The 16,071-nt window shown below is 51.4% G+C and carries 11 protein-coding genes and 1 pseudogene; 7 read left to right on the forward strand and 5 right to left on the reverse strand.

The features are described from left to right. Window positions 1-3: 3 nt before the first annotated feature. A complete protein-coding gene (gene cysG, locus Q3O12_RS07105) occupies window positions 4-1,455 on the reverse strand; it encodes a siroheme synthase CysG (protein WP_301669854.1) in 1,452 nt (483 codons plus the stop codon). 297 nt (window positions 1,456-1,752) lie between these two features. Further along, window positions 1,753-2,409 carry a cytochrome b/b6 domain-containing protein gene (locus tag Q3O12_RS07110; protein WP_301669855.1) on the reverse strand — a complete coding sequence of 219 codons (657 nt, stop codon included), beginning with the start codon at window positions 2,407-2,409 and terminating at the stop codon, window positions 1,753-1,755. A 64-nt stretch (window positions 2,410-2,473) separates the two neighbouring features. Between Q3O12_RS07110 and Q3O12_RS07115 the strand changes: the two genes are divergently transcribed. The 4 genes and pseudogenes from Q3O12_RS07115 to Q3O12_RS07130 all read left to right on the forward strand — a co-directional run bounded on the left by Q3O12_RS07115 (window position 2,474) and on the right by Q3O12_RS07130 (window position 10,519). Continuing rightward, entirely contained in the window at window positions 2,474-3,367 is an 894-nt protein-coding gene (locus Q3O12_RS07115) for an NAD(P)H-hydrate dehydratase (RefSeq protein ID WP_301669856.1), read from the forward strand. Between the two features lie 280 nt (window positions 3,368-3,647). After that, on the forward strand, window positions 3,648-5,459 hold the full coding sequence (typA, locus tag Q3O12_RS07120) for a translational GTPase TypA (RefSeq protein ID WP_301669857.1): 1,812 nt from the start codon (window positions 3,648-3,650) through the stop codon (window positions 5,457-5,459). A gap of 459 nt (window positions 5,460-5,918) precedes the next feature. After that, window positions 5,919-6,953 carry a phosphoribosylformylglycinamidine cyclo-ligase gene (gene purM / locus Q3O12_RS07125; RefSeq protein ID WP_301669881.1) on the forward strand — a complete coding sequence of 345 codons (1,035 nt, stop codon included), beginning with the start codon at window positions 5,919-5,921 and terminating at the stop codon, window positions 6,951-6,953. Window positions 6,954-7,173: 220 nt separating this feature from the next. Next, a pseudogene (locus Q3O12_RS07130) lies at window positions 7,174-10,519 on the forward strand (autotransporter family protein). Between the two features lie 138 nt (window positions 10,520-10,657). On the opposite strand, the gene Q3O12_RS07135 reads toward Q3O12_RS07130, so the two are convergent. Together Q3O12_RS07135 and Q3O12_RS07140 are read right to left on the reverse strand one after the other, a co-directional pair. Beyond that, window positions 10,658-11,314, reverse strand: coding sequence for a response regulator (locus Q3O12_RS07135; protein WP_196427975.1), 657 nt, complete (start codon window positions 11,312-11,314; stop codon window positions 10,658-10,660). Next, the gene (locus Q3O12_RS07140; protein WP_301669858.1) at window positions 11,311-13,083 is read right to left on the reverse strand and encodes a histidine kinase; all 1,773 of its coding nucleotides are present in this window, start codon (window positions 13,081-13,083) and stop codon (window positions 11,311-11,313) included. Before Q3O12_RS07140 ends, Q3O12_RS07135 begins: the two co-directional genes overlap by 4 nt. Before the next feature lie 205 nt (window positions 13,084-13,288). On the opposite strand from Q3O12_RS07140, the gene Q3O12_RS07145 reads away from it, so the two are divergent. From Q3O12_RS07145 to Q3O12_RS07155, 3 genes are all read left to right on the forward strand, one after another. After that, window positions 13,289-13,903 carry a molybdenum cofactor guanylyltransferase gene (locus Q3O12_RS07145; RefSeq protein WP_301669859.1) on the forward strand — a complete coding sequence of 205 codons (615 nt, stop codon included), beginning with the start codon at window positions 13,289-13,291 and terminating at the stop codon, window positions 13,901-13,903. Between the two features lie 161 nt (window positions 13,904-14,064). Further along, window positions 14,065-14,682 (forward strand): riboflavin synthase subunit alpha, encoded by a 618-nt coding sequence (locus Q3O12_RS07150; RefSeq protein WP_301669860.1) that lies wholly within the window; start codon window positions 14,065-14,067, stop codon window positions 14,680-14,682. A 7-nt stretch (window positions 14,683-14,689) separates the two neighbouring features. Further along, the gene (locus Q3O12_RS07155) at window positions 14,690-15,553 is read left to right on the forward strand and encodes an ATP-binding protein (RefSeq protein WP_301669883.1); all 864 of its coding nucleotides are present in this window, start codon (window positions 14,690-14,692) and stop codon (window positions 15,551-15,553) included. Between the two features lie 12 nt (window positions 15,554-15,565). On the opposite strand, the gene Q3O12_RS07160 is transcribed toward Q3O12_RS07155, so the two are convergent. Then, the gene (locus Q3O12_RS07160; protein WP_301669861.1) at window positions 15,566-16,000 is read right to left on the reverse strand and encodes a Spy/CpxP family protein refolding chaperone; all 435 of its coding nucleotides are present in this window, start codon (window positions 15,998-16,000) and stop codon (window positions 15,566-15,568) included. Between the last annotated feature and the right edge of the window lie 71 nt (window positions 16,001-16,071).

The following is a 16,071-nucleotide window of genomic DNA, read 5'->3' on the forward strand; positions in this document are numbered from 1 at the left end:
GCTTTATGCGGCTTGTTGTTCTTGTCCGGTGCCCAGTCCGTCCAATGCAAAATACGCGTGTTCGGCCGGATTGCTTGCTTTTTTGGCGTTTTCGCCGAACCAAGCCAGTCTTTCGTGCAGTTCCACCACTTCGCCCACAACAATTAAAGCCGGCTTCGGCGCGTTTTCGGCGAGGCGGGCGAGGTTGGCGAGCGTGCCGATTGCTGTTGATTGCGTTGATTGCGTGCCGTGGCTGATGACGGCGGCAGGCGTGTCGGGCGGGCGACCGTATTGTTGCAGCCGTTCGGCAATCAGCGCGGCTTTGAGCGTGCCCATATAAATCACCAGGGTTTGGCGGCTGCGGGCAAGCGTCTGCCATTCGATATCGGGCGCATCCGCCTTGCGGTGGCCGGTTACGAAAACCGCACTTTGGGCATAATCGCGGTGCGTGAGCGGGATGCCGGCGTAAGCCGTCGCACCGATGGCGGCGGTAATGCCGGGCACAACCGAAAACGGAATGTGGTGGTGCGCCAGCACTTCCAATTCTTCGCCGCCGCGTCCGAACACAAAAGAATCTCCGCCTTTCAAACGCACCACGCGTTTGCCCTCGCGGGCTAGTTTGATCAAAAGCGCATTGGTTTCTTCTTGTGCAATGCAGCCGCCTTGCGCGCGCTTGCCGACAAAAATCCGTTCCGCATCGCGGCGGACGAGGGACAGTATGCCGTCTGAAACCAGCGCGTCGTAAAGCACCACGTCTGCCTGTTGGATTTCCTGCAGCCCTTTGAGCGTCAGCAACCCCGCATCGCCGGGGCCCGCACCGACCAAAGACACAAAACCGCCTTGATAATTTTGTTCCAACTGCTTTGCCAACTCCTGTTCGGCTTGGGCGGTTTGTTGATTTTTAACGAGGGCGGCAAAACGGCCGTTGAACTGTTTTTCCCAAAAACGGCGGCGTTCGGTAACGGATTTCAGTTTGGCTTTGACCGCATCGCGCCATCTTCCGGAGATTTCCGCCATATCGCCCAAAGAATGAGGCAGCAGGGCTTCCAGTTTTTCACGCAGCAAACGGGCGAGGACGGGCGCGCTGCCCGAACTGGAAACGGCAATTTGAATCGGATTGCGATTAATAATCGAAGGAAAAATAAAACTGCAATAATCGCGATCGTCCACCACGTTGACCGGTTTTTGGCAGCTTTCGGCAAGATGGAAAACGCGCCGGTTGAGGGCTTGGTCGCTGCTTGCCGCAATGATGAGGAAAACTGTGCGGATGTGTTCGGCACGAAATTCTTCGGCAAGCCACAGGATTTTGTTTTCTGCCGCCAGCGCACTTAATTCAGCATTCAACTGATTTGCAACAACCCTGACTTGCGCGCCGGCATCCAGCAACAGGCTGATTTTGCGCGCGGCGACCGAACCGCCGCCTACGACCAATATGGGGCGGCCGGCGAGGTTGGCGAAAATGGGGAAATAATTCACTGGCGAACTCCTTTGCTGTTTGCACGCACCTTGTTTCCGATATGATGCGTCGCGGTATTTTTGTCGGAACGCGAGTCATTTTAGACAAAAGGATTTCCCCGGTTAAATAATAAAAAGGTATTTGTTAGAAGCTGAAAGCTATATGGGGGCGGCTGCGGATACGGCGGTTTTCCGTTTTATAACGGTTTCGGAAGAAAAACGGCCTGAAGCCGTTTCGGGCATTCAGACCGTTTGCGTGGTGAGGGGAATGCCGTCTGAAAGGCAGAAAAGGGCTTCAGACGGCATAATGTCCAAATTTCAGGAAAGGAATAAAATGGCGGCTGCGGCAAGTGCGGCAACCGATAATGCGGCGGCAAGCGCGGCTTTGCCTGCAAAGCGGATTGAGGTTTTGCCTTCGATGTATTTGAAGCCGGTTATCATCGGGAGGACGAGGTTTTTCTTTTTGAACACGCGGTATGCGGCGACGGCGGCGATATGAATGGCGGAAAAAACGGCGAGCAGCTTGAAAAAGTTGAGGTGGATTTTCCGCATAAGGCTGCCCGTATGTTCGGAAACCAAATGGTTGAGGTAGCCGTTGGTGCTGAAGGTGTTTTCATCGGCGGCAAAAAGCCCGGTGCCGACTTGAAATGAGACAGCTGCCAAAAGCGCAACGACCATCAGTGCGCCCAAGGGGTTGTGTCCGGGCTGGATATTTTCGGGAATGCCGTTTTTCAGATAGCCGCGTATGCCTGCCCAACCTCGGACAAAACGGGAAAAACGGGCGGTATCGCTGCCCCAAATACCCCAGCAGAGGCGGAATACGAGCAGGAAAAGGACGAGCAGCCCGACGCGCGTGTGCCATTGCAGCATATCGCCGCCGGCTTTCGCGCTATACCACATAAAGGGCAGGGATGCGGCAAGCAGCCAGTGGAAAAGGCGGGTGGGGAGGTCCCAGACTTTGGTTTTGTTTTTCATAATCGGTTTCCGGCGGTAGAATCGGTTTGTTTTCGAGCCTTAATTTTAACCGATTGGAGGGGCAATGTTTCCCGTTTTTCATCTTTCAGGCGAAAGCCGCCGCCGGATGCTTCAGACGGCATTGCGTTTTCCCCATGTTTTCAAAGCCCGTGCGGAAGATTCGCACAAAGGGACTTTCGGAACACTGGCGGTTGTCGGCGGGGCTGCGGGTATGAGCGGCGCGCCCATATTGGCGGCATCCGTGGCGATGTATCTTGGCTGCGGTAAGGTGTGGGCGGGTTTCAATCAGGAAACGCTGCCTTTCGCCGTCATTGCCGGTTTTCCCGAAATTATGTTGGACACGGCAGACGGTTTGACCAAGCGTCAAGGCATAAACGCTTGGACGGCGGGTTGCGGCCTGGGTACGGATAAGGCGGCGGTCGGAACGCTTGCCGGAATTTTGGCGGAACACACGGACAAGCCCGTCCTTTTGGATGCGGACGCGCTGAACATATTATCAACCGATGCCGAAACCCGAAATCTGGCGCGTGGGTGTAAAAACCTGATTTTAACGCCGCACCCCGCCGAAGCCGCGCGCCTGCTTGGAACGACGGTTGCACAGGTTCAGGCGGATCGGACGGCGGCAGTGAGAAAGATAGGGGCAATTTTCGGCGCAACCGTGGTTTTAAAGGGGCACAAAACATTGGTTGCCGCGTCCGATACGGAAATCTATGCCAACCATAGCGGCAACGCGGGGCTGGCAACGGCGGGAAGCGGAGATGTGTTGGGCGGCATCATCGGCAGTCTGCTTGCACAGGGCGTGCCGGTTTTTGAAGCCGCCTGCGCGGGCGTTTGGCTGCACGGTGCGGCGGCAGATGTCATAAAAGAATCGGCAGGCATTACGACAGGGCTGTTGGCGAGCGAAATCGCCCCGGCGGCAAGGTGGTTGCGCAACTGGATAACTGAACTGGATAACTGAAAGTATAGTGGATTAAATTTAAATCAGGACAAGGCGACGAAGCCGCAGACAGTACAAATAGTACGGAAGCGATTCACTTGGTGCTTCAGCACCTTAGAGAATCGTTCTCTTTGAGCTAAGGCGAGGCAACGCCGTACTGGTTTTTGTTAATCCACTATATGTAAGAAGATGCCGTCTGAAAGGCAAGGGCTTCAGACGGCATCTTCATTTCCCAAATACTGTCCGGTAAAGCGTGGTATAATGCGCAGTTATCTCTTACAGTTTTTGAAAAACATTAATTATGAAACAAATCCGCAACATCGCCATTATCGCCCACGTCGACCACGGCAAAACCACATTAGTCGACCAACTGCTGCGCCAATCCGGCACATTCCGCGCCAACCAGCAGGTTGATGAGCGCGTGATGGACAGCAACGACCTTGAAAAAGAACGCGGCATCACCATCCTCGCCAAAAACACCGCCATCGATTACGCGGGCTACCACATCAATATCGTCGACACGCCGGGACACGCCGACTTCGGCGGCGAAGTGGAGCGCGTTTTGGGGATGGTGGACTGCGTCGTCTTGTTGGTGGACGCACAGGAAGGTCCGATGCCGCAAACCCGTTTCGTGACCAAAAAAGCCTTGGCTTTGGGGCTGAAACCGATTGTCGTCATCAATAAAATCGACAAGCCGTCCGCCCGCCCGAGCTGGGTTATCGACCAAACTTTCGAACTCTTCGACAACTTGGGCGCGACCGACGAGCAGTTGGATTTCCCGATTGTTTACGCTTCAGGTTTGAGCGGCTTTGCCAAGCTGGAAGAAACCGACGAGAGCAACGACATGCGTCCGCTGTTCGACACCATCCTAAAATACACGCCCGCACCGAGCGGCAGTGCGGACGAGCCGCTGCAACTGCAAATTTCCCAACTCGACTACGACAACTACACCGGCCGCCTCGGCATCGGCCGCATCCTGAACGGGCGCATCAAACCCGGTCAAACCGTTGCCGTCATGAACCACGAGCAGCAAATCGCCCAAGGCCGCATCAACCAGCTTTTGGGTTTCAAAGGTTTGGAACGCGTGCCGCTTGAAGAAGCCGAAGCCGGCGACATCGTGATTATTTCCGGTATCGAAGACATCGGCATCGGCGTAACCATCACCGACAAAGACAACCCCAAAGGCCTGCCGATGTTGAGCGTGGACGAACCGACGCTGACGATGGACTTTATGGTCAACACCAGCCCGTTGGCGGGTACCGAAGGCAAATTCGTAACCAGCCGCCAAATCCGCGACCGCCTGCAAAAAGAATTGCTGACCAACGTCGCCCTGCGCGTGGAAGATACCGCCGATGCCGACGTGTTCCGCGTATCTGGACGCGGCGAGCTGCACCTGACCATTTTGCTGGAAAATATGCGCCGCGAAGGCTACGAACTCGCCGTCGGCAAACCGCGCGTCGTGTACCGCGACATCGACGGTCAAAAATGCGAACCGTATGAAAACCTGACCGTGGACGTACCCGACGACAACCAAGGCGCGGTAATGGAAGAACTCGGCCGCCGCCGTGGCGAACTGACCAATATGGAAAGCGACGGTAACGGACGCACCCGCCTCGAATACCATATTCCAGCGCGCGGCTTGATCGGTTTCCAAGGCGAATTTATGACCTTGACGCGCGGTGTCGGGCTGATGAGCCACGTGTTCGACGACTACGCGCCCGTCAAACCCGATATGCCCGGCCGCCACAACGGCGTGCTGGTGTCCCAAGAGCAGGGCGAGGCGGTTGCTTATGCCTTGTGGAATCTGGAAGACCGCGGCCGTATGTTCGTATCGCCCAACGACAAAATCTACGAAGGTATGATTATCGGCATCCACAGTCGCGACAACGATTTGGTGGTCAACCCGCTCAAAGGCAAAAAACTTACCAATATCCGTGCCAGCGGCACTGACGAAGCCGTGCGCCTGACTACGCCGATCAAGCTGACGCTGGAAGGCGCGGTCGAGTTTATCGACGATGATGAGCTGGTAGAAATCACACCGCAATCCATCCGTCTGCGCAAGCGTTACTTGAGCGAATTGGAACGCCGCCGCCACTTTAAAAAGCTGGATTGATGTTTACTGGATTAATGTTTAAATGATACGCGATGCCGTCTGAAAAATTTCAGACGGCATTTTATTGGCCGGTATCGGGAAACGGGTTGTCCGATAGCTCATATATTTTCTTAAATAAAATCATTGTATGAACAATAAAAAAGTTTGTACCGGATTATCTGCGGACAGGTGATGCCAGTACTTCCGGTCTCGGAACGGTTGCTGTTTCGGGAAACCCGCATTTTTAATTTTATGGGGCAATCCGTCAAAATCCGGCGGGCTTGTTTTTCCGGACAATTTTCAAATACCGAACCTGACCTTGCTTGGGTCATCAATATCCTTGCACGGTTTGTCAAAAAATCTGCCATACAAAGAATATTGTTTACAATATTGTCTAAAAATCCAAACCTGCAAACGCGAAATAAGGTAGAATACGCCCCGTTATTTTACCGTCCAATCCCCATTTACCAAGGAAAAATGATGAGTACTTCATTGAGTTACCGCGATGCAGGTGTCGATATCGACGCAGGCGACCAACTGGTCGAAAACATCAAACCTTTTGCCAAACGCACGATGCGCCCGGAAGTATTGGGGGATTTGGGCGGCTTCGGCGCGTTGGTCGAAATCGGCAAGAAATATCAAAACCCCGTATTGGTCAGCGGTACGGACGGCGTAGGTACCAAGCTCAAACTTGCCTTCGATTGGGATAAACACGATACGGTGGGCATCGACCTTGTTGCAATGAGTGTCAACGATATTTTGGTTCAAGGTGCTGAGCCATTGTTTTTCTTGGATTATTTTGCCTGCGGCAAATTGGATGTTCCGCGCGCGACCGATGTGATCAAAGGCATTGCACAAGGTTGCGAAGAATCCGGCTGCGCCCTGATTGGCGGGGAAACTGCCGAAATGCCGGGTATGTATCCCGTTGGTGAATACGATTTGGCGGGTTTTGCCGTCGGCGTGGTGGAAAAAGAGAATGTCATTACCGGCCGCAGCATCGGCGCGGGCGATGTGGTATTGGGTTTGGCTTCCAACGGCGCACATTCAAACGGCTATTCCCTCATCCGTAAAATCATCGAACGCGACAATCCCGATCTGGATGCCGAGTTTGATAATGGCAAAACCTTGCGTGAGGCCGTTATTGCGCCGACCCGTCTGTATGTGAAACCGATTCTTGCCGCTTTAGAAAAATTTACCATTAAAGGTATGGCGCACATTACCGGCGGCGGCATTACCGAAAACGTGCCGCGCGTGTTGCCTGAAAACACGGTTGCACAAATCGATGCCGAATCGTGGGAATTGCCCAAGCTCTTCCAATGGCTTCAAAAGGCGGGCAATGTGGAAACCCAAGAAATGTACCGAACCTTTAACTGCGGCATCGGTATGGTCGTCATCGTCGCTGCCGAAGATGCCGATGCGGTTCAGTCATTCCTGAGCGGGCAGGGCGAGACAGTTTACCGTTTGGGTTGCATCCGCGAGCGTCGGGGTGACGAACATCAAACCCAAGTTGCCTGATTATTCATACATTGAAATGCCGTCTGAAAGCCCTTTCAGACGGCATTTTGCATCTTCCGAACGCGTATCCGCAACACAGTTCTGCAAACCGATATTTTTCCCGGTATAGAGACTTAAAACTTCTTAACTATATTTTAATAATGTTGTAGAATGAGAAAAGCATATAATATAGTTTATTCTTACATCGTATTTATCCCTGTTCCCGAAATGCGGAGGTTTTATGAAGCAATCCGTCCATAATAAAACAATTTTAAGTGTTTTGATTTCATCTATGTCTGTAACGGCTTTTTCCGCCCCCCCCCGTGATGGATGCTATTTCAGTCAACCTTGCCGGTTCTACTGACGAACCTATCGGTTTTGAGTTTAATCACGCAAACAACACCGTAACCGGCAATGCGGATATTACGGTCAAACCTGCCGACCCTTCGCAGCATTCGCGCCCGAAAGGGCTGATTATCCGTGGCGACCGTTCGGCAGAAATTCAGGGCAAAACCTCCATCGACATTACCCTTTCCAGTGAGCAAAATTATAATATGTCGCCGGACTCTAACGCGGCTTACGGCATTGCCGTTGGCTACGACTGGGCGGGTGACGGCAAAAATAAAACCGCGTTGACTTTGAAAGGTGATGCGTCTGTCAAGGTAGATAATACGGCAGGTACGGTTTTGGGCTCAAAGAGTTTTGACAAAGCAACCGCACCGTTCGGGCAACAGCTTTCCGGTATCCGTATCGACAGGCACAATACATCCAAGCCCAAAGCGGTATTTACCGCCGAAAAAAACCTAACAATTAATGTTGAAGACAAATCAACGGCTAAAATCGGCGATTATCTGACTGGCATCTATATCAACGGCGACGGCGCGGAAGCCAATTTAAAAGACAGCAATATCACTGTAAAAGCAAATGGTAAACATTCCGCAGCACTGAAAATTGGTAAACCAGAATTACCTAACACAGATAAACCTAATGATTACAAAGGTGCGGCAATCAACTCGACAGGCAATATGGTGCTTGATACTTCAGAAACAAAAGATTCAGCTACGGTGCGCTTATTCGGCACAAAATCCCGTTTAATCGCAGATAGTGAAACCAGTACAGGAACAATCAAGTCGGGTAATTCCGCTATTGTATTTGATACGCAAGACTATACCACTAAAGTACGGTATGGCTTTTTTAGTGATAATGTTTCCCGTAACGAACCAAACAAAGATCAAGAAGTGCGGTTGAACAATACCAAAATTTCAACCACTTCTGAAAATGCCTCATTGATTGTCGCGGATGCCAAGAATGTGAACAGCTTGGCGGTACAGTTTGCAGGAGGCAAAGTCGCCAGCTGGTTTAACAATGGGGAATTTGTTGCTGAAAATGCAAAATTCTTATTAAAAGGTGAGCAATCTGAAGCAAGGGCGGCAAACAAAGGTTGGTTGGCTGAAACAAAATTAGCAAAAACCAAAGCCTCAGATCTTACTTTTACGCTGGATAATCAGGCAAAAGCGGTCGGCCTGACGCATCAGCATTCAAGGGCGGGCTTAAGCTCTAAACTTGATGTTGTCGTTGATCATAACGCAACTTGGGAATTAGCACCGAAAGCCGATGAAGCTGTCCAACGTGCGACCGCTTATGATGTGAATCTTGCCAATGGTGGTGTACTGGATGCTTCAAAAAATGCGGCAGGGGCAGGCACCGACTATAAAATTCAATTAGTACATAATCACAGCAATGCAAGCATCAGTAAAACAATTACCGATGGAACCATTACCGTTCCCGAAGGATTGTTATTTGGCGCATCCGGCACGCTTATTAAGCCTGATGGGACAGAAAAACCATTTAAGTTGACACTCCCTATTACAGACGGCGTGATAAAAATTGCGAACGGGACAATAGAATACACATCGGATATTGGAACGATAAAACTGACAAAGGCAACATTTAACCTTGAAAAAGGTACATCATTAGAAACACCCGAAGGAACTACATTGCTATCAGGCGGTAGGCTAACCCTATCTAATACAGGCATTTCTTTATCGGGTACAACTTCTGTATTTGAAAAGGGAACATTCACCAACGGCGGTATCATCACCCTCGCGAATCAATCCTATGCCGACAAACTCACCATTGAAGGGAATTATGTTGGTAATAATGGCGTGTTAGAAGTAAACACCAAATGGGATACCCCGGGCGATTATTCCGGCTCACATTCAGAATCAGATTTATTAACGATTACAGGTGATGCCTCTGGTAATACGACTGTTAAAGCCGTTAAAACAGATGGTACTGAAAATGTTATTGATGGCTCAATCGGCGAACTTGCCGATCGCTACAAACGTAGTGTCCCTGTTATTAAAGTTTTAGGCGATGACAAAGGAACAGCAAATGGTGAAATAAATTCTACGGATGCAACCAAACCTTACGCTTACAATACGCGTTCAACCTTTACCGGTACAGCAAAAACCACAGGGGCGGGGGAATTGCAATTGGTTTCACGCAAAGATGAGGCGGGCGCGACAGAATACTTCTGGACTTTAACCACGCCGAATCAAGATAAAACCATCATCACGTCAAGCGCGCCGGCTTATACACTCGTTCCCCGTCAAAACTTGGAATCAGGCTATGCGATGCTGGATACACTTCACCAACGCCGTGGCGAAAACCAAACCCTTTCTTGGGACAAGCAAGGCAGTTATTGGCAAGATGTGGAAAAACAATCTTGGGGGCGCGTAATCGGCAAACACCTCAAACTCGATGGAAAAGAACGTTTTGGTTTCAAAACCAATATGTACGGCTTCCAAGTGGGACACGATTTTGATGTTAAAACCAAACAAGATGATGAGGGCAAACTCACTCGTCGTTTTACCGGCTTGTATTTCGGTGCGTTACGTTCCCATAGCAAATTCTATGATGAATACCGCGCGAAAAACGGCATCGTGATTGCAGATAAATTAACTTCCCATGTAAAAACTACCGCACTTAATCTTGGTGTAACCGATACGCGTTACCATGAAAACGGCACTTACATTGATTTGGTGGGGCAGCTTTCTTGGTTAAATAACCGTTATTCGGCGGTTGACGGTACAGGTGCGAAAAATCACGGCTGGGGAGCTGCCCTTTCAGTGGAAACCGGCCGCCCTTACGCCTTAGGTAAAGACAAAACCAACAACGGGGATAGTTGGATTTTAGAGCCGCAAGCACAACTGATTGCTCAATACTTGCGCTTGGGAGATTTTAACGACGGCACTCGTGCCGTTTCGCAAAAAGGTTACGGTTTGCGCGGCCGTGTCGGTTTCCGTTTGGCGCATAACCAACCGAACGATAAGCAACGCACGCGCACCTATTATTTCACCGGCAATATTTGGCACGATTTTAAAGCAAGGGGCAACGCATTAATCGGGTCGGACAAATTAGCCGGGAAGTTTGCCCGCACTTGGTGGGAATTAGGCTTAGGTTCTCAATTCTCCTTAAGTGAAAACACTTACCTTTATGCAGATGCTCGCTATGAAAAATCCTTCGATAGCAACAGACATAAAGGCTACCAAGGCACCGTGGGTGTGAAATATTCTTGGAAATAAACCGCCTAAGCCATTCCGTCCGGATTACGGCGGTAATGGCGTACTTAAAGGGACGGCACACCGGATGCCGTCCCTTATATATTGCACCCCGTCAAAGGGGCGCATTGCTTTTTTCCTAACCCGATGCCGTCTGAACGCCTATTCCAGCACAGGTTGGGGGACGTTGTGCCGGATGGCGTAAACGGCGGCCTGCACACGGCTGCTGAGGTTGAGTTTGCGGAGCAGGTTTTGAACGTGGACTTTGACGGTGGATTCGGCAAGATCGAGGTGGCGGGCGATGATTTTGTTGCTGTGTCCTGCGGCGAGATAGCCCAAGATTTCCAGTTCGCGAGGGGTAAGTGAGGAGAGTGCCTGCGTCCCTTGGGCGGGTTGCGGGGAAATCAGGCTTTTGACGAGTTTGGCGGTCATCTCGGGAGAGAATACATTATCGCCATCGGCGGCTTTGCGTATGCTTTCGAGCAGAAAGTCGGCGTTGATGTTTTTCAGCAGGTAGCCGCGCGCGCCGATGCGCATACATTCGGTCAAATCGTCGCTGTCTTCGGAAACGGTCAGCATAATCACTGCCTGTTGCGGATTGATGCTGATGATTTGGGAGAGTGCCTCGCGTCCGTTCATACCGGGCATATCCAAGTCGAGCAGGACGACATCGGGTTGCAGCCGGCTGATCATTTTGATGCCCGAGAGTCCGTCTGCGGCTTCGCCGATGACTTCAAAACCGTGTTGGCGCGACAAAAGGGCTTTAATGCCGCTGCGGAAAAGGGTATGGTCGTCTATCAGAATAATTTTAATGGTCATTTCAAGCTTTCTTCAGATGCACCCGTCAATGAGACGGTGGTTCCTTGTTGGGGTTGGGAACGGATTTCTAAAACGGCACGGATGCGTTTGGCACGCTCCTGCATGATGTGCAGTCCGACATGGCTGCCGGTAGGTTCTCCTATTTTCTCCGTGTCGAAACCTTGTCCGTTGTCTTGGATGGTCATGGTAAAGCGTCCGCCGTGTTCGGAAAGGGTGAATTTTACATGGGTGGCGCGGGCGTGTTTGCGAATGTTGGACAGGCTTTCTTGCAGGATGAAAATCATTTGGAGCTGCTCGTCCTGTGTAGGCAGGTGCGTGCCGTTTTCCCAAGCGGTTTCGACAGTCGTGCCGGTCTGTTGCGTGAAGCGCGAGAATAGGTCGGCAACGGCTTCGGGAAATTCTTTATTGCTGATTTTGGTACGGAAGTTGAGCAACAGTTCGCGGACGTCTTCATAACATTCCTGCACGCCTGTTTTGATAAAGCTGATGTTTTCTGCGGCTTCCTCCCGTTTGTTTTCGGCAAAGGCGGTTTCCAGCATCTGTACCTGTAGGTTTAGGAACGTTAATGCTTGTGCGATGCTGTCATGTAATCCTTGCGCAATCAGGTTGCGTTCCTGCAATACCGCAAGCAGACGTTTTTCTTCTTCCTGTTTCGCGCCAGCGAGCGATACGCCTAATTGCCGAATCAGGGTTTGAAGCAGCGTGCGGTCGTCTCCGGTGAGGGAAATGCCGTCTGAAAAGCTGAGCGAAAGCATACCCAGTTTCTCGTTTTGATATTCGATGGGGAAGGTTTCGTCATGGTATTTTTCCAAATGATGGGGCTTTTTGCCGTGTTCGGCCGTATGGACGGAAATGTCTGTGTCGGAACCGTTTTCCAGGCAGATGCTGCCGGATTGCGCGCCCACGGCGGGCAGGATGTGGTTCAAAAATTCTTCCGCCGCCTGTCGCGGCGTATAGGATTGATGCAGGTCGCGCGTGGTCCGGTACAGCAAGGTCAGGTTGCGGTTTTGCTTTTCAAGGTTATGGGTCTGTTCGGCAACCTGCCCTTCTAAATTGTCGTACAGGGCTTTGAGTTTGCCGCCCATTTGGTTGAAACAGCGGCCTACCTGTTTGAATTCCGGCGTACCGTCTTCGGGAACAGGGATGTCGAAATGCCGCTGACCGATGCGTTCCGCACCTTCTCCCAATGCCTGAAGCGGGCGGATAACCCAGATTTGGTGCCAAAACAGCATCAGTACCGACGACACCAGCGTCATCAGCATAATCGCCCATTGAAAACGCCTGAGCCACCATGTGTTTTTTTCGTTGGCATTTTCCAATGCCTGCAAAAACAGTTCGATGTTTCCGGCAAAGCGGTAGAGATCGACCTGAGTCGGTCGCCGGTAGGACTGGAGCGGGGGGAGGATGTGTGCCTGCCAGTCGATAATCAGCATGGACTGTATCAAATCGTAGGCAAGGGGATTGTCGGAGGGAATCAGCGGATGGATGGCATCGCTTTGGGCAATGCGTTTTAAACTTTTTTCAAATTCGGCAATCTGATTGTCGATTTGTGCGCGGGGCGAGCCTTCACCCGCCATGTATGCCAGACGGTATGCCTGCATTCTCAAGTTGCCCGCCTCTTCGATGATGGAGGCCGCGTTTTCCAAGCGCAAAGAGAGCAGCAGTGTCAAAACGACAGACAGTGCCGCCAACCCGACCCACAGTCCGGTCAGGAGTTTCAGGCGAAGGGAAAGGCTGATGCCGTCTGAAAAACGGGCTGGCAGTATCATGCTCGGCGAAAAATTGTTCCAAATAATGCAAACAATATCATTCTTTGGGATTAGATACAACTGCTCAGAAAGAATTGGTTAAGGAAAACTCAATCCGTACCGCTTCAGTGTTAAATCATGTTATGATAAAATTCAAATAATATGAATTTATTTGCCGTCTGCTTCAGACGGCATTTTGAACTATTGGAAACGACAGACTGCAATCATGAAAACCTCGAACTTTTCCAAGAGAACATCCGCAATGAAAACTTTTGCTCTGATACTGGCCGGCGGGCAGGCGAGCCGTATGGGAGGCGAGGACAAGGGGCTTGCTCTTTTGGGCGGTAAGGCACTGATAGACCATGTCATCGACAGGGTCAGGCCGCAGGTCAGCCATATCGCCATCAGTACCAACCGGAATTTGGAAGAATATGCCCGCCGCAGCCCGCACGTTTTTCCCGATGCGCGGCAGTGGCAGCATTTCGGCCCGCTTTCGGCATTGTGTACCGCAGCCAACGATTTGCAGTTGGCGACTGCCGACTGGCTTTTGGTTGTGCCGTGCGATATGCCGTACCTGCCGGACGATTTGGTCGCGCGCTTTGAAAGCGTCTCCAAACGCACACCGTTGTGCAATGCGTTTTATGTGGAAACGCCGGTAACGATGTACTACAACATTATATATATCCGTCCGCAAATTCTGCAAAGCGCGATTCCTTATCTGTTTTCGGGTATGAAAACATTGAGGAGCTGGTTGCAGCAGCAAAGGGCGCGGCCGGTCAGATTCGAGTTTGACGGGCATTTTGCCGACTTGAACACGCAAACCGATTTGCAGGAGGGATAAGGGCAACACTGCCGACCGGCGCGGAAAGGAAAGGTCAGGCCGTACCGGGCGGTTTTTGCCCGAACCGGAGGCACAATGCCGTCTGAAGGCGTTTCAGACGGCATTTTTCGCGGGGAAATGCTACAATTTGCACTATTTTACCGACATAGGGAAACAGGATTATGTTTACAGGCATTGTTCAAGGATTGGGAAAACTGACTGCAATCCACCGCCCGTCGGAGGCGTTTCAGACTTATGTCGTCGAGCTTCCGCAAGAGGCGGCGGACAATCTGCAACGCGGCGCATCGGTCGCCAACAACGGCTGCTGCCTGACGATTACCGAAATCGAAGGAAACCGCGTCAGCTTCGATTTAATGGCGGAAACTTTGGCAAAAACCAATTTGGGGCTGTTAAAGGAAGGCGATTGCGTCAACATCGAACGGGCGGCGCGTTTCGGCGACGAAATCGGCGGACACGTTATGAGCGGACACATTATGGCAACCGTGCCCATTGTCGAAATAGAACGGGACGGGTTCAACCGCACGGTTTGGTTTTCACTCCCGCACGAACTCAAACCCTATATCCTGACCAAAGGGTTCGTCGGCTTGGACGGTTGCAGCCTGACCATAGGCAAAGTCGAAGACAGCCGTTTCAATGTCCATCTGATTCCTGAAACTTTGGAACGGACGCTGTTCGGCAGCAGAAAGGTCGGAGACAGGATCAACATCGAAATCGATCCGAATACGCAGGCAATTGTCGATACCGTCGAACGGCTGATGGCGCAAAGATATGCAAAGTGAGGTAGAGATGGAATTGAACGAATTTCTCGATAAAGCCTATGCTGTTTTGCGGCGTTTGGATGCCGTGCTTCCGCCCGAACCCGGGCATACGGACTGGAACGCGCTTGCCTTCCGCTGGCAGAGTGCGGGCAAAAAAGGTTTTTTGGAACACTTGCCCGATCCGCACGTTTTCCCTTTGTCGCGGCTTGCCGGAGTCGGCAGGCAAACCGAATTGCTGGTGCGTAATACCGAACAATTCATTGCCGGCCGACCGGCGAACAATGTATTGATGAGCGGCGCGCGCGGAACAGGCAAATCCTCGCTGGTCAAAGCCCTGCTGCACGAATATGCGGATAAGGGATTGCGCCTGATCGAAGTCGATAAAAGCGATTTGATCGGCCTGCCGTATCTGTTGACGCTTTTGAAGGAACGCCCGGAAAAATTCATTGTGTTTTGCGACGATTTGTCATTTGAAAGTGGCGACGAAACCTATAAGGCATTGAAAACGGCATTGGACGGCGGTCTGTCCCAACGTTGCGCCAACGTGCTGGTGTACGCGACTTCCAACAGACGGCACCTGATGCCTGAATATTTGGATGAAAATGCAGGTACGACAGGCGTGCGCGGAGAAATCCATCAGAAAGAAGCGGTAGAAGAAAAAGTATCCCTATCGGACCGTTTCGGATTGTGGCTCAGCTTTTATCCGTTCGATCAAAACGATTATCTGTCGGCAGTGCAAAGCTGGTTGGAAGATTTTGATGTGCTATATGACGAAACTGCCCGGACGGCGGCGTTGCAGTGGGCGCAGATGCGGGGCAACCGCTCGGGACGTTCCGCTTGGCAGTTTGCCTGCGACTGGGCGGGCAGGCTGCCGGAACAACGGATGCTGTAAGTTTTTTAGGAGTTATTTGAGACAGGAAGAAAGCCACATTTGCTGCTGTTGCGGTGTGAGGATATGGAAGAAGCGGTGTTGGATTTCCAATTCGTCCACCGCAAAATCCATGCTGGAGTGGTAGCGGCTTTCGACATAATCGCGCGCCTCGTTCCGATTAAAAACATCCGAAGAAATGATTTCAACGACAGACCGGCGGCGGCTGTGTTCGGAATGCATAACCTTCAAACGCGCCCTGTCGCCCGCCATTTTGAAGGCGGCGCGGATTTTACGCAGCTCATTGTGCTGACCCTGTGTCAGCCCGAGCCGGCGTATGTCGCAGTTCGGTTGAAAATCGTTCAGGGGGATATAAGCCGTGGCGGCGTGGGAAAGCTGGCAGGAAAGCAAAGCCATACTTAAAAAAGAGGCGGCAGGTTTGGCAAAATGGCAGGGAGCGAGCAGTGGCACGGCTTTTCCTCTTGTTGGAAATTTTAGGAAATATACTAGATTGACGTGTGAAAGATGGTATTATCGCGGTT

Origin of the sequence: Neisseria benedictiae (assembly GCF_958267435.1) — a bacterium.
GTDB lineage: Bacteria > Pseudomonadota > Gammaproteobacteria > Burkholderiales > Neisseriaceae > Neisseria > Neisseria bergeri.